We start from the raw sequence: 13805 nt of genomic DNA on the forward strand, positions 1-13805 counted from the left end.
CATCGCGGAAGGGGCGGTCGTACTCAACAGGTCGCTGCGGCGGCGCTTTGGACAGAAAAAATCATGTCCAAATGACCCCACGCGGCACACTCTATTGCCAGCACCATGATCCGCGCCTTTTTCCTCCTCTCCGCCACTGCCGCCGTCGCCGCCCCGAATGCGGAGTCGCTCAAGTTTTTTGAGAAGGACGTGCGCCCGCTGCTGGTTGAGGCCTGTCAGGAGTGCCATGGCCCGCAGAAGCACAAAGGCGGCCTGCGCCTCGACAACCTGCCCTACATCCTGCAAGGCGGCGAAAGCGGTCCGGCCATCGTGCCGCACAAGCCAGATGCCTCGCTGCTCATCAAGCTGGTCAATTACGAAGACCCCGACATGGAAATGCCGCCGGACGGCAAGCTCAGCTCGGCGAAGATCGAAATTTTGAAAAAGTGGATCGCCATGGGCGCTCCGTGGCCTGAGGCGGAAGTCGCGGCGGCCAAACCCTCGCGCAAACCCGGCGACATCACCGAGGAAGACAAAAAGTGGTGGTCCTTCGTGCCGGTGAAATCGCCGACGGTGCCGAAGTCGAAGGCCTCATCGCCGATTGATGCCTTCGTTCAGGCCAAACTCGCCGAAAATGGACTCAAGCCTTCGCCACCAGCCGATCCCGTGGCTTTCATCCGCCGAGCGACCTTTGATCTAACCGGACTGCCGCCGACGCCGCAGGAAGTCGAAGCCTTCGCGCATGAGGCGTATGCATCGAAGGAGGCCTATGCAAAGCTGATCGACCGCTTGCTCGAATCTCCGCGCTACGGCGAGCGCTGGGCGCAGCATTGGCTCGATCTCGTTCGCTACGCGGAGAGCGAAGGCTACCGCCTTGACGCCTACCGCCCGAATGTCTGGCCGTATCGTGACTACGTCGTGCGCTCGCTGAACAACGACAAGCCGTATGACCAGTTCGTGCGCGAGCAGATCGCAGGTGACGAGCTGCTTTACGCGACAGGCAAAACGGTGCCGCAAACCGCCGACGATCTCGACTTGCTCACCGCCACCGGCTTCCTGCGCCACACGATCTACGAATACAACCAGCGCGACTCCGAAGGCCAGTGGAAGCTCATCATGAACGAGGTCACCGATGTGACCGCCGATGTCTTCATGGGCATGAGCGTGCAGTGCGCGCAGTGCCATGATCACAAGTTCGATCCCATTTTGCAAAAGGACTATTACCGCCTTCAGGCCTTCCTCTCGAACATCACCTGGGCCGAGGACAAGCCCTTCGCCACGCAGGCGCAGATCGACGACTACAACGCGAAGCTCAAGATTTGGGAAGAAGCCACGAAGGAGCCGCGCGCGGTGATCGATGCCATCGTCGAGCCGAAGATCATCGGGGCGCAAAAAAGCGCCATCACGAAGTTCCCGGAGGAAATTCAGGCGATGTTTGCCAAGGAGCGCGGGCAGCGCACGCCGTATGAGGAGCAGATCGTCCAGCTTGCGGGCCGGCAGGTGTATTACGAGCGCGAACGCTACAAGGCGGACAAATTGAAGGAACCCGAGGCCACGCAGTATCGCGAGGCGCAGGTGAAGCTGGCCGAATTCGCGCATCTCAAGCCGAAACCGCTCATTCCCACGCTCGCTGTCGGTGAAACCGGCCCGCAGGCTCCCACGACGAAGTTTGTGACACGTAAAGTCGGCGAGGTCACCACCACGCCCGGCTTCCTGACCATCCTCGATCCTTCTGACGCCAAAATTCCCGCGCCCAAGCCTGACGCTCTCACCAGCGGACGCCGCACGGTGCTGGCGAACTGGCTCGCCAGCCCGCAGAACCCGCTCACCGCACGCGTGATCGTGAACCGCGTGTGGCAGTATCATTTCGGCAAAGGACTCAGCACCACCGCGAGCGATTTCGGCCGCCTCGGCGACAAACCATCGCATCCCGAGCTGCTCGACTGGCTCACCAGCGAGTTCATCAAGAGCGGCTGGAAATTGAAGACGCTGCACAAGCTCATCATGGCCAGCGCCACCTACCAGCAGAGCACCGCGAGCGACAAAGACGCGCTGCTCAAAGATCCCGAGAACCGCCTGCTCTGGCGCTACAGCCCGCGCCGCCTCGATGCGGAGCAAGCACGCGATTCCATGCTCAGCGCCAGCGGTGAACTCGATCTCACCATCGGCGGCGAGGGCGTGGAGAAGTCCAAGCCGCGCCGCAGTCTCTACTTGCGCAAAATGCGCAACACGCCGGACGATTTCCTTGCCAGCCTCGACGCTCCTCCCGGATTCCAGAGCACACCTGAGCGCCAAAGCACCACCACCGCCACGCAAAGCCTCCTCATGGTCAATGGCGACTGGCCACTCGACCGCGCCCGCGCCATGGCGGCCCGCTTGACGAAGGAAATCCCCAAGGACGATGCCAAACGCGTCGCCAGCGCCTACGCGCTCGCCTTTTCACGCCAGCCGACGAAACAAGAGAGCACAGCGGCGCTCGCCTTCCTCAAATCCCAACGCGCCGTGCTTCAACGCGAAGCTCCGCCGCCTCCGCCCGTCGCCACGCCGCTCGCGGACGCACAAAAGTTCTTCGGCCCGAATCCCGCCGCACGCACCACGAAGACCTTCCTGCTTCAACCCGGCTCCGCGAATGAAAAACTGCGCGTGAACCTCGAAGGCAAGACCGAGAGCGATCAATTCGCCATCGAGGCCGTCGTGAAGCTCAATTCGCTCTATCCCGATGCCAGCGTGCGCACCATCGCCGCGCGTTGGGACAACGACAAAACCAAGCCCGGCTGGTCCCTGGGCGTCACGAGTGAAAAATCCGCGCACAAGCCGAACAACCTTATTGTGCAGCTCAGCGGTTCCGATTTCCAAGGCAGCCCTGCGTATGAAGTCGTCGCCTCCGGCCTCTTCATCCCAGTCGGAAAGCCGTATTACATCGCCGCCAGCCTCGACAACCATCCCGCGCCCGGCCAGAATTTCGGCGGCACCGTCACCTTCTACGTCCGCGATTTGAGCGATCCCGCCGCCGCGATGCAAACGGTCACCGTCCCGCATCAAATCGTCGGCAGCTACATCAACAAGGACCGCGCCTTGTATGTCGGCGGTCGTGAGATCGACAAACGCAGTGTCTGGGACGGCGCCATCGCCCGTGTGGCCCTCCGTGCCGGAAAACTCGACGCCGGCAAGCTCATGAGCTGGACCGTGAACAGCGATCCCACCTGCATCGCCGACATCTCCGCCGACCAGGCCGCCACGATGCTTCAGGCACCCAAAGAAAGCCGCTGGGCCTGGGAAAGCAGCGCCGCGCCGACGAAAAACAGCGGTGCGCTCGATCCGAGTCGCGAAGCACTCACGGATCTGTGCCACGCGCTGCTGAACTCGAACGAGTTCTTCTATTTGCAGTGATGCGATGGGGAACGAGTTGGAAAACTCGTTCTACTTCTTGTCCGCCTTCCCGAAGAACATCAGGTGCTGCCAGGGCAGGCCGTCGTATTCGCGTTTGAGCACGAAGCCGTTGGCGTTCATCTCCTTGTTGATCTGATCCTTGGTCATCTTGTGCTCGGGCTTGATCGGCACGTTGTCGTCCTCGGCGCGGAATTCGACGAGGACGAGCTGGCCCTCGGGTTTCAAGGCGGCGCGCATGCTGGCGAGCATCTGCACCGGATGCGAGAACTCGTGATACACATCGACAAGCAGGATCATGTCGCAGGTGTTCGGCGGGAGTTTGGGATCGTGGTAGAGGCCGTTGATCGGCTCGATGTTTTTCAGGCGCTTGCGCTCGATGTTCTGGCGCAGCATTTCGATCATCTCGGGCTGCACATCGACGGCGAGGATTTTGCCCTTTTCCCCGACCATTTCGGCCAGCGGGAGGGTGTGGTAGCCGTTGCCACAGCCCATATCGCAGATGACCATGCCGGGCTTCACCTGGAGCTGCGCACGCATCTTGCTGGGGCCTTCCTCCTGCTCACGCACGCGGCGCATCAGCCACTCGGCACCTTTCCAGTGCATCGTTTGGGCGATCTGGCGGCCCAGATACTCCGTCAGCGCGGGCGGGGCCTCCTGGGCGGGCAGATTCAGGATGGCGAGGACGAGGAAAGAAAGGATCAAGCGCATGGGTGGGTGCCATCAAACGTCGGTTTGAGCGGAAATGTAGCGATTTGGCGCAGGGAGAGACTTTTCCAGACTCGCGCTGGAAATCGCCGGGCGACTCCGTATCATCGCCCATCATGACTCGCGGACTCCTTTCTCAGACGCAGCTTTTCGTTCTCGCCACAGCTTTGGCGCTGCCGCTCGCTGCCCAGGAGGCAGCACCGCCCGCCCCGCCGAAAAACCCCATCCCGGAGGACATCATCGGGGATGAGCATGTGCGTGAGGAGTTTGGCGTGAACGAGTTCACCACGCCCTCGATTCGCAAGCTCTTCGACATGCTCAACCATGTGGGCAAGCTGAGCTACGACAACCTGAAGCGCCCTTTCACCGACAAGACCCCGGCGGACCGTGTGCTGGTGTCCATGGGGCTGGGCACGCTCATCGCCGACGGCTTCCTCATCGTGCAATGTGAGAAGGTGGAGGAAATGGAGGCCGTGGGCCGGGCGATGATCAAGTACGGCAAGGCGCTCGGCGCGGGCAACCGCATGAACAAGCACACGGGCAGCCTGTTTGAGTACAGCATGAAGGGCAACTGGCAGGATCTGCGCATCGAACTGGCCAAAACACAGGCGGATGTCGAGGCGGAGATGGTCATGCTGCGGGATGTGGACATCGCGCATCTCATCAGCCTCGGCGGCTGGCTGCGGGCGCTGGAGATCTCCACCCAGAGCATCGCCGACAATTACGCCGAGGAGAAAACCCGCCAGCTTTCGCGCCGGGACATCGCTGAATATTACCTCATGAGCCTCGACAGCCTGCATCCCAGCCTGATGAAGAACGTCACGCTTCAGGCGCTGCGCAAAGGCATTGAGGAGCTGATGCCCGTGGTCGATGTGCCCGAGGGCAAGGCCCTCACGCATGATGAGGTGAAGGCGCTGCATCAAAAAGCCGCCGCCCTCTCCCATCTCATCACCGACAAGATGAACGGCTGATCCTCACGTTCTTTCCGCCTCGCAAACACCCTCATGGCCAATCTTTCCCCGCAGCAGCGTCAACTCGTCGAACAATGGGCCGCTGAAGGCGCCAACCTCAATCAAATCCAGGACCGCCTCCGCTCTGAGTGTGAGATGACGCTCACCTACATGGAGGCGCGTCTGCTCATCCTGGAACTGGGCGTCAAAATCCAGGACAAGCCGCGTGAGGTGCCACCAGAGGAAAAACCCGCGCCTCCGCCTGAGCCAGTCGCCGAAGATAAAGCCGCCACGCTTCCCGGTGATGACTCCGCTGACCTGCCCGCAGGCGGTGGCGATTTGAAAGTGACCGTCGATGAAATCCCTCCCGCTGGCGCGGTCATCAGCGGCAAGGCCACCTTCAGCGATGGCAACACCGTCATGTGGTTCATGGACCAAATGGGCCGCTTCGGCATGCGCGGACCCACCCCCGGCTACCAACCGCCCGCCGCAGACATCCCCGTCTTCCAGCGCGAACTCGACACGATCCTCAGCGTTCGCGGCTTCTGAAACTTGAAACCTTAAACTTGCCAATCTGATCCCGTGCTCCTGATCATCGACAACTACGACTCCTTCACCTACAATCTCGTCCAGTACTTCGGCGAGATGGGAGCCGTCATGGAAATCCGTCGCAATGACCAGATCACGCTGGAGGAGATCGAAAAGCTCAAGCCCGACCACATCTGCGTCTCCCCCGGCCCTTGCACGCCAAAAGAGGCGGGCATCAGTTGCGCGGTGATCGAGCGCTTTGGCAAATCCATCCCGCTGCTCGGTGTGTGTCTCGGTCATCAGGCCATCGGCCATGTGTTCGGTGGCGATGTCGTCCGCGCCGGACGCCTGATGCACGGCAAGACGTCGATGATTCATCACAGCGGACAGTCCGTGTTCAAAGGCCTGCCGGAGCCGTTTGAGGCCACGCGCTATCACTCCCTGCTCGTGAAGCGCGACACCCTGCCCTCCTGCCTCGAAATCACCGCTACTGCCAGCGACGATGAGTCCGAGATCATGGGACTGCGGCACAAGGAACTGCCTATTCACGGCGTGCAGTTCCATCCCGAGTCCATCCTCACACAGGAAGGCAAGCGGCTGCTAAAGAACTTCCTGGAGATGTGATCAGCCTTCTTTGCGCGGGCGCTCGCCAAAGATGGCGGTGCCCACGCGCACGAGGGTTGAGCCTTCCTCGATGGCGATCTCGAAGTCGTGGCTCATGCCCATGCTGAGCAGCGGCAGTGGCTTTCCGCCGCTTTTTTCCAGTTCATCACGCAATTCACGCAGCCGGGTGAAATAAGGGCGGCTCAGCTCAGCATCAGCTTCAAAGGGCGGGATGCACATGAGCCCCTGAATGTTGAGACGGTCCAGGCCATGCAGAGCCTCCAGGCTGGCACGCAGGTCTTCCACCTTGAAGCCGTGCTTGGTGCTTTCCTCGGCCAGATTGACCTCCAGATAGACCTTGGCAGTCAAACCCAACTCGGTGGCGATGCGGTTCACATCCCGCGCCAAGTCTAGTGAGTCGATGCTATGGATGGCCTTCACCAGCGGCAGCACTTTGCGCACCTTGTTGGACTGAAGATGGCCGATCAGGTGCCAGTGCAACTCGGCGGGCAGTTGCGGAGCCTTGGCGAGGATCTCCTGCACTTTGTTTTCACCAAAGAGAAGCTGCCCGGCCTCCACCGCCTCCCGGATCACCTCCACCGGATGAGTCTTCGACACCGCGAGCAGTTCAACCGTCGCAGGATCACGCCCGCAGCGCACAGCGGCGGTGTGAATGCGGTCGCGGATGACTTGCAGGCGGGCGGAGAGTTCGTTCATGGGTTTTAGAAGGAGAAAACGGAAGATGCACCGCCTGCGCAACGTATTTTCGCGCTCATTCGACCTCTCACTCCCGACTTTTCTCCTCACATGCAATCCCGCCGCCATTTCATCCGTCAGTCCGCCGCCACACTCTTTGCTGCCCCCTGGGTCACCACCGGTGTGCGGGCCGCGTCTCCGAACGGCAAGCTGCGTCACGCGGCCTTCGGCGCGGCCGGGATGTCCATGGCGGACATGACCGCCATGTCGAATCATGCGATGTGGGAGCTTGTGGCCGTGTGCGATGTGGACACCCGCAACTTCAAGAAGGCGCAGGAAAAGTGGCCGAACATCAAGGTCTATCAGGACTGGCGTGAGCTGTTGGAAAAAGAATCCGCCAACATCGACAGCGTGAACGTCTCCACGCCCGACCACATGCATGGCAGCATCGGCCTTGCCGCCATCGCCAAAGGCAAGCATGTTTATGGCCAGAAGCCCCTCGCCCATAACCTGTGGGAATGCCGCCAGATGGTCGAGCGCGCGCGTGAAAAAGGCGTCATGACGCAGATGGGCATCCAGGTTTCCTCGGACTTCACCGAGCGCCTCGCCGTCGAGCTCATTCAGCTCGGTGCCATCGGCAAAGTGAAAGAAGCCCACACCTTCTCCAACAAGAAGTGGGGCGACATGGAAACGCGCCCCGCCACGAGCGATCCCATCCCTGAAGGCTTCGACTGGGACAAATGGCTCGGCGTCGCCTCCGAGCGCAGCTACATCAAGGGCTACGATCATCCCGGCAACTGGCGCAAACGCCGCGACTTCGGAACCGGCACACTCGGCGACATGGGGTGCCATATGTTCAGCGGCTGGTTCCGCTCCCTCGACCTCGCCGCGCCGACATCCGTTATCTCCCGTGGTCCTACGCCGAACAAGGATAACTGGGCCATCAACGCGGTCGTCGAATACACCTTCAAAGGCACCAAGTTCACCTCCGGTGAAAGCATCAAGGTCACCTGGACCGACGGCGACGCCCGTCCGCCCGCTGAAGTGATGGCCTTGATCGGCGACACCGCCAAGTTCCCCGGCCAGGGCACGATTTATCTCGGCACCGAGGGTGTTCTGCTTCATCCGCATGGTTCCACGCCGATGCTCTACCCGCGCGACAAGTTCACCGGCTACAAATACCCGAAACTCGAAAAGCGCGACCACTGGGGCGACTTCATCGACTGCTGTCTCCGAGGCGGCAGCCAGAAACCCACTGCGAACTTCGACTACGCCGGCCCGCTCACCGAAGCCGTTTTGCTCGGCTGCCTCGCAAGCGCCTTCCCGAACGAAAACCTCACCTGGGACGCCCCGGCCCTCAAGATCCCCAACAACGCCGCTGCTGACAAGATGGTTCGCCGCGACTACCGTAAAGGTTGGGAATTGGTGTGAGGTCACGCTGCGCTTGAGGCAAAAGGCACGGACCTTGCATGAGCGATGATGCTCGTCACCGTTGCTTTCTATGAGCAAGCACGGTGGCACATTCCTGTCGGGGGTTTTGACTCTTTTCCTGGGGGCGGCCCAGCCAGCGCTGGCGGAGACGATCCAGGTCAACGTCCGCCTGGTGCGTGAGGATGGAAGCCCGCTGGCAAACACGGCGGTGCGGGTGGTCATTGGCAGTGAGAAGGCGGCACGCTCCCCGGACGCGGGCAAGCGCCTGACGACTGACGCGGACGGCCGCCTTCGCTACCAGGTGGAGGCTCCGATCAAACAACGCCGCATCAAACTGGACTCGTTTTTCGCCCGTCATGACTCACAACTCGTGGAGGTGGGCTTGGAGTTGGAACTGCTCGGACGACGGGCTCTGTACTGGGTGGAGATCGACCTCGTGAAGGCGGGGCCGCTGGCGGGCATGCATGTTTTCCTGCCGGGCCGAAGCGGGCAGTTTGACCTGCCGCTGCGGTTCAACGACAAGAGCCATTCATGGAGCTTCCCCGACCAGCCGGACGGCATGCAACTGACGGGCATGGGCGTGCGATTGCTGGAGCATCACATGAAGATCAGCCCCAGCGGTGTCTGGATGGTGACACTCAAGATGGAAAAGCAGCAGTTCACCGTGCGGTAAGGTCTTCCGCCATAGTTTGCACGACAGGGCGGATTGGCGTGGAGAGGACGGCGGAATCAACGTGCTTTCCTATTCGTCATCATCATCGTCGCGGCCACCGTTGACGGAGCGTTTTTTCTTCACAGCAGAAATGTTGCGGTGGACCCAGACGCTCTGGACCATGCCCATGAGGAAGAGTGTGACGATGACAAAGGTGCCGCCGTAGCTGATGAAGGGCATGGGCAAACCAATGACGGGGAGCATGACGAGATTCATGCCGGCGTTTTGAAAGGTGTGGACGAAGAACATGGCCACCACGCCGACGACAATGAGCCGCCCGAGCTGGTCGCGGGCACAGAAGGCGACGAAGATGCTCTGCAAGAGGAGCAGGGCCATGCCGGAGAGCACCAGCACGGAGCCGCGGAACCCGAACTCCTCGGCGATGACGCCGAAGATGAAGTCGTTGATGGACTCGTGGGGGAAGAAGGTGCGGTGGATGGAGGCCTGGTCGGGCACTTTTTTGGACTCGGGCCCCTTCCCTTCCAAGCCACCAGTGGAGACAGCGATTTGCAGGTGCTTGGCCACCCAGCCCTCGTTTTGCAAGTCCACCTTATCGAGCTGATTGGTCATCATGTACCAAGTGGAGTTGATACGGGCCTGCTGGTAGGGCTTGAGGGCAAAAACATACACCAGCGGCACGAAGCTGGCGACGCAGAGCAGCAGGGTGATGAGGTAACGCAGCGGGATGCTGCCAATGAGCATCATGGAGAGAAACACCGGACCCCAGACAAGGCCGGAGCCCAAGTCTTCCTTGATGACCATGATGGCGGGCACACCGGCAACCATGCCGGCCAGCATGATGCGCAGCCAGGGACGGCGGAAGACGGGCAGCAGGCGCGGCAGCTCACCAAAGATGACGGCAAGGATGAGGATGCCGGACATGATGGCGAACTGCGAGGGCTGGATCATCATGCCACCGACGCGAATCCATGCTTTGTTTCCGCCAATCTCGACGCCGATGAGCAACACGGCCACGAGACCGCCAATACCCGCCAGATACATGGGCAGGCAGGCCCAGCGGATCCATTTGTAGTCGAGCAACGAGGCGGCGAAGAAGAACGGCAGGCCCATGAGCACCCAGCGGATCTGATCGCGCCATTTGAAGGCGAACTCGGCCTCCTCCTTGTGCGCGGAGGCGTTGAAAATGGCATACACGCCAAAGACGATGAGACCGGCGATGTTCAGAATGAGCAGCCAGTTCATGCCGAGGAATTTTTTGAAGAGCGGAGTCATGGAGGCAGTAAAAGAGAATCAGGGATGTGGCGAGAGCGTCCTAATGACGAAATCAGAATGACGAATGACGAACTTGATCGCGAAACGGCGGCTCATTCGGCATTCGGGCATTGGAAGTTCATTCGTCATTCGGTTTTAGTCATTCGTCATTTGCCAGCGCCGCACACACCTGCGGCTTTGTTAAATGAGCGCTGGCACGGCTTCGAGCAGGCGCTGGGTGTAGTCGTGGCGCGGGTTTTCGCAGAGTTCGTCAGCATCGCCCTGCTCGACGACTTTGCCGTGGTGCATGACAACGATGCGGTCGCTCATATGACGGACGACGGCGAGGTCGTGGGCGATGAAGAGGAGGGTGAGCTGAAATTCTTCCTGCAAGTCCTTGAGCAGGTTCAAAATCTGCGCCTGCACGCTGACGTCGAGGGCGCTGACGGGTTCGTCGCAGATGAGAAACTTCGGCCGCACGGCGAGTGCGCGGGCGATGCCGATGCGCTGGCGCTGGCCGCCGCTGAATTCATGCGGGTAGCGTTGCAGCGCGTCCTCCGGCAGGCCGACTTTGCGTAGCAACAGGGCGGAGACCTCGCGGTGCTCGTCGCGGCTCTGCTGCTTAAAGTGAATCTGCTGCGGCTCGGCGAGAATGGACTCGACCGTCATGCGTGGGTTGAGGGAACCGATGGGATCTTGAAACACCATCTGCATCTCCTTGCGCAGCGGGCGGAATTCATTCTCCGGCATGGAGAGAATTTCGCGTCCCTGGTAAGTGACCGTGCCGCCGGTGACGGGCGTGAGCTTCAACAAGGCGCGTGCCACGGTGGATTTGCCACTGCCGCTTTCACCAACGAGGCCGACGGTGCTGCCCTCCTCGACATCGAAGCTGACCTTGTCCACCGCCTTGATGACGTCGGTGGCACGGCCGAACCAGCCCCCGCGCACGGGGAAGTGTATTTTGAGATCCTGTACTTGCAGCAGCGGCATGATGGAAAGACGTGAGTTTAGCACAGGAGACGAAACGAGCGAAAGTTTCATTGCGTGAAAGGCTGGAAGTGCCAGCGTCCGCCCCCAATGAATGAGCGCTACGAACTCCTCGCCCCCATCGCCGAAGGCGGCCTGGGGACTGTCTTCCGAGCCCGCGACCGGCAGTTGGGCCGTGAGGTGGCGGTGAAACGCATCCGGGCGGACAAGGCGGGAGACGTGGGCTCCGCCGTGGACACGTTGATTCGTGAGGCGCAGCAGCAGTCCGTGCTGCAGCACCCGAACATCGTCACCGTCCACGATGCAGGCGTGGATGACGAGGGCGGCTTCATCGTGATGGAGCTGGTGAAGGGTGAGACGCTGGAGGACATCATCATGCGCGGGGCGTTGACGCTGGAGGACTTCGATTCGCTGGTCCGCCAGGTCATGGAAGGCATGAGCGCCGCGCACGAGCAGGGCATCATTCACCTGGACCTGAAGCCTGGAAATCTCATGGTCCAATGGCTGAACGCCGGGCGCTTCCAGGTGAAGATTCTTGATTTCGGTCTGGCAAAAACGGCCAAGCAGCCGGTGCAGCAGGACACCGACTCGCAGGGCGCGTTGTTTGGCTCCGTCCACTTCATGGCTCCTGAGCAGTTTGAACGCTCCGAAGTGGACATGCGCACCGACATCTATGCGCTGGGCTGCATTTTTTATTATGCGCTGACGCAGAAATATCCCTTCACCGGTGACACGAACCCCCAGGTGATGGTGGCGCATTTGTACCACCGCCTCACACCGTTGTCCGCGCTGCGCCCGGATCTGCCCGCCAATCTCGTGCAGTGGGTGGACTGGCTCATCAACCGCGTGCCGGCCAGCCGCCCGGCTTCCATCGCCGAGGCGCTGCAGGTTTACCAAAACACCGTCTCTGAAACCGGCGCAGGTGCAGGAAGCGGCACGAAAAGACTCATCACGGGCGGATCAGTGGGCACGAGTTCCTCGCGTTTAGTCACAGGCGGCACGACCGGCACCTCCTCATCAAGACTGGTCACAGGTGGCACCACGGGAGGAGCATCCGCATCACGCCCGGCCTCAGGTGTCGGTGTTCCACGTTCTCCGCTGCCGACCCCACCGGCCAAGGTGGGCTTTCCGAAATGGGCGTCTGTGACGCTGCCGTTCCTCATCATTCTTATTGGCGGTTTTGGAGTGAAGCGTTTCATCGAGCGCTCACGCGAGGCCGGGCGTCAGCAGCGGTTCGCGGAGATCGCCAATTCGGACAAGGCGCAGGTCACGCCGCTCGACATGCAGATGCTGTTTGACTACCTGGAGAATCCCAAGACCAGCGCCGCCGCCGCGCAGGCGTTGAGCCAGGCCGAGGGTGGAGACCACATCGACAGCATGCTGGTGAGCCATCTGGGCTCTGCGAGACACCCGATGGCGCGGGCCAACCTCGTCAAAATCATCGGCCTGCGCGAGATCAGCGGCACCTTCCCGCAAATCCTGCCCCTGGTGCGGGACAAGGACACCAACGTGCGCCGGGCCGCCTGGACCGCGCTCGGATTCATCACCCAAGGGGAGAACCTCGCGTCGTTGCTGGCCGAACTGCGCAACGTGCCGGACAAAGAGGCCGACTTCGCCGAGCAGGCCGCCGTTTCCGCCATTGAATCACAAAGCGACCGGAACACCGCCGTCGCTCCAGTCATTGCCGCTTATCGCGGCGGCGCGGGCAAAGACGCGCTTCGGGCCTTGCTGCTGCGCGTGCTCGGACGTGTCGGCGGGGGCGATTCACTCGCAGTGATCATGGAAGCTGTCGCAGATCCGGCAACAGGTGTGCGCAAGGCCGCGCTCATCGCCATCGCCCAGTGGCCGTCATGTGACCCCGTGCCCGCATTGGCCGCGCGCCTGCCGCGTGAGAGCGATCCCGCCTGCCGTCTGCTGCTGCTGACGGCCGCCACACAGCTCTGCTCGCAGTCGGGCGAGTTGCCGCAGTCCGAGCTCTTTGCGCAGGCGCAGCGACTTTACGAAGCCTCCAAGGACGTGCGTGAAAAAGACCAGGCTCTCGCCGCGATGAGCCGCATCACCGATCCGCAGGCCGCCGCGTTTTTTGACGCGCTGTCCGTTAGTGAACCTCAGCGCAAGGCCCAGGCCGCCGCCATGAGCAAGGCCATCAACACCGCGCTGGCCAAAGTCACGGTGGTGACCGGCAACACCACGGTCTCCGCTGAAAAAGCCGACTATCCCAAGCTGGGAACCATGGATTTGATGGCCGATATTCTGGTGAACTGGCTCAGCGTGGGCGACTGGGCCGCCTGGTATCTGCAATTCGACCAGCCGGGCAAGTATGAGATCGCCGTGCGCCAGGCCTCCGATTCGCAGCGTGAAGGCGTCTATCAAGTGGTCATCGGGGGCAAAACCCTGCGCACCAGCGTCGTGCGCACTGGCAGCGCGCAGGAATTTCGCTCCTGTATCGTCGGCGAGGTCGAGATCACACGTCCTGGCATTTACCGCCTGCGCATCAACGCCGTCGAAGTGCCGGAGCGGCAGCAGCTTTTCCGCCTCAAGGCTGTCGAACTGGTCAAGAAGTGACCTGCTCGGCTTCAGGATGACGAAAGCTCCTTGCCATCGCGAGAAGC

The 13805-nt window shown here is 61.3% G+C and carries 11 protein-coding genes; 7 read left to right on the forward strand and 4 right to left on the reverse strand.

Features of this window, described 5'->3' with window-relative positions; all coding sequences use genetic code 11:
• Nucleotides 1-105: 105 nt before the first annotated feature.
• Nucleotides 106-3369 (forward strand): PSD1 and planctomycete cytochrome C domain-containing protein, encoded by a 3264-nt coding sequence (locus ACILSI_RS14255; RefSeq protein WP_395722559.1) that lies wholly within the window; start codon nucleotides 106-108, stop codon nucleotides 3367-3369.
• Between the two features lie 30 nt (nucleotides 3370-3399).
• Here the strand turns inward: ACILSI_RS14255 and ACILSI_RS14260 are convergent, their stop codons facing one another.
• Nucleotides 3400-4077, reverse strand: a complete 678-nt coding sequence (locus tag ACILSI_RS14260; RefSeq protein ID WP_395722560.1) for a class I SAM-dependent methyltransferase — start codon at nucleotides 4075-4077, stop codon at nucleotides 3400-3402.
• Nucleotides 4078-4190: 113 nt separating this feature from the next.
• On the opposite strand from ACILSI_RS14260, the gene ACILSI_RS14265 reads away from it, so the two are divergent.
• The 3 genes from ACILSI_RS14265 to ACILSI_RS14275 are packed head-to-tail and all read left to right on the forward strand — an operon-like array spanning nucleotide 4191 to nucleotide 6176.
• Nucleotides 4191-5045 carry a hypothetical protein gene (locus ACILSI_RS14265; protein WP_395722561.1) on the forward strand — a complete coding sequence of 285 codons (855 nt, stop codon included), beginning with the start codon at nucleotides 4191-4193 and terminating at the stop codon, nucleotides 5043-5045.
• Between the two features lie 33 nt (nucleotides 5046-5078).
• Nucleotides 5079-5573, forward strand: coding sequence for a hypothetical protein (locus tag ACILSI_RS14270; RefSeq protein WP_395722562.1), 495 nt, complete (start codon nucleotides 5079-5081; stop codon nucleotides 5571-5573).
• Nucleotides 5574-5606: 33 nt separating this feature from the next.
• A complete protein-coding gene (locus ACILSI_RS14275) occupies nucleotides 5607-6176 on the forward strand; it encodes an anthranilate synthase component II (RefSeq protein ID WP_395722563.1) in 570 nt (189 codons plus the stop codon).
• Here ACILSI_RS14275 and ACILSI_RS14280 read toward each other — a convergent pair whose 3' ends face one another.
• Nucleotides 6177-6872 carry a YggS family pyridoxal phosphate-dependent enzyme gene (locus ACILSI_RS14280; protein ID WP_395722564.1) on the reverse strand — a complete coding sequence of 232 codons (696 nt, stop codon included), beginning with the start codon at nucleotides 6870-6872 and terminating at the stop codon, nucleotides 6177-6179.
• A gap of 90 nt (nucleotides 6873-6962) precedes the next feature.
• On the opposite strand from ACILSI_RS14280, the gene ACILSI_RS14285 reads away from it, so the two are divergent.
• Nucleotides 6963-8282: a Gfo/Idh/MocA family protein gene (locus ACILSI_RS14285; protein ID WP_395722565.1), complete on the forward strand. Its 1320-nt coding sequence runs from the start codon at nucleotides 6963-6965 to the stop codon at nucleotides 8280-8282.
• A 70-nt stretch (nucleotides 8283-8352) separates the two neighbouring features.
• Entirely contained in the window at nucleotides 8353-8955 is a 603-nt protein-coding gene (locus tag ACILSI_RS14290; protein WP_395722566.1) for a hypothetical protein, read from the forward strand.
• Between the two features lie 69 nt (nucleotides 8956-9024).
• On the opposite strand, the gene ACILSI_RS14295 is transcribed toward ACILSI_RS14290, so the two are convergent.
• Both ACILSI_RS14295 and ACILSI_RS14300 read right to left on the reverse strand, forming a co-directional pair.
• Nucleotides 9025-10227: an FtsW/RodA/SpoVE family cell cycle protein gene (locus ACILSI_RS14295; protein ID WP_395722567.1), complete on the reverse strand. Its 1203-nt coding sequence runs from the start codon at nucleotides 10225-10227 to the stop codon at nucleotides 9025-9027.
• A gap of 180 nt (nucleotides 10228-10407) precedes the next feature.
• Nucleotides 10408-11247: an ABC transporter ATP-binding protein gene (locus tag ACILSI_RS14300; RefSeq protein WP_395722568.1), complete on the reverse strand. Its 840-nt coding sequence runs from the start codon at nucleotides 11245-11247 to the stop codon at nucleotides 10408-10410.
• 36 nt (nucleotides 11248-11283) lie between these two features.
• Between ACILSI_RS14300 and ACILSI_RS14305 the strand changes: the two genes are divergently transcribed.
• Nucleotides 11284-13758, forward strand: a complete 2475-nt coding sequence (locus ACILSI_RS14305; protein ID WP_395722569.1) for a protein kinase domain-containing protein — start codon at nucleotides 11284-11286, stop codon at nucleotides 13756-13758.
• Nucleotides 13759-13805: the final 47 nt, after the last annotated feature.

The organism is Prosthecobacter sp., assembly GCF_044232965.1.
Classification (GTDB): Bacteria; Verrucomicrobiota; Verrucomicrobiia; order Verrucomicrobiales; family Verrucomicrobiaceae; genus Prosthecobacter.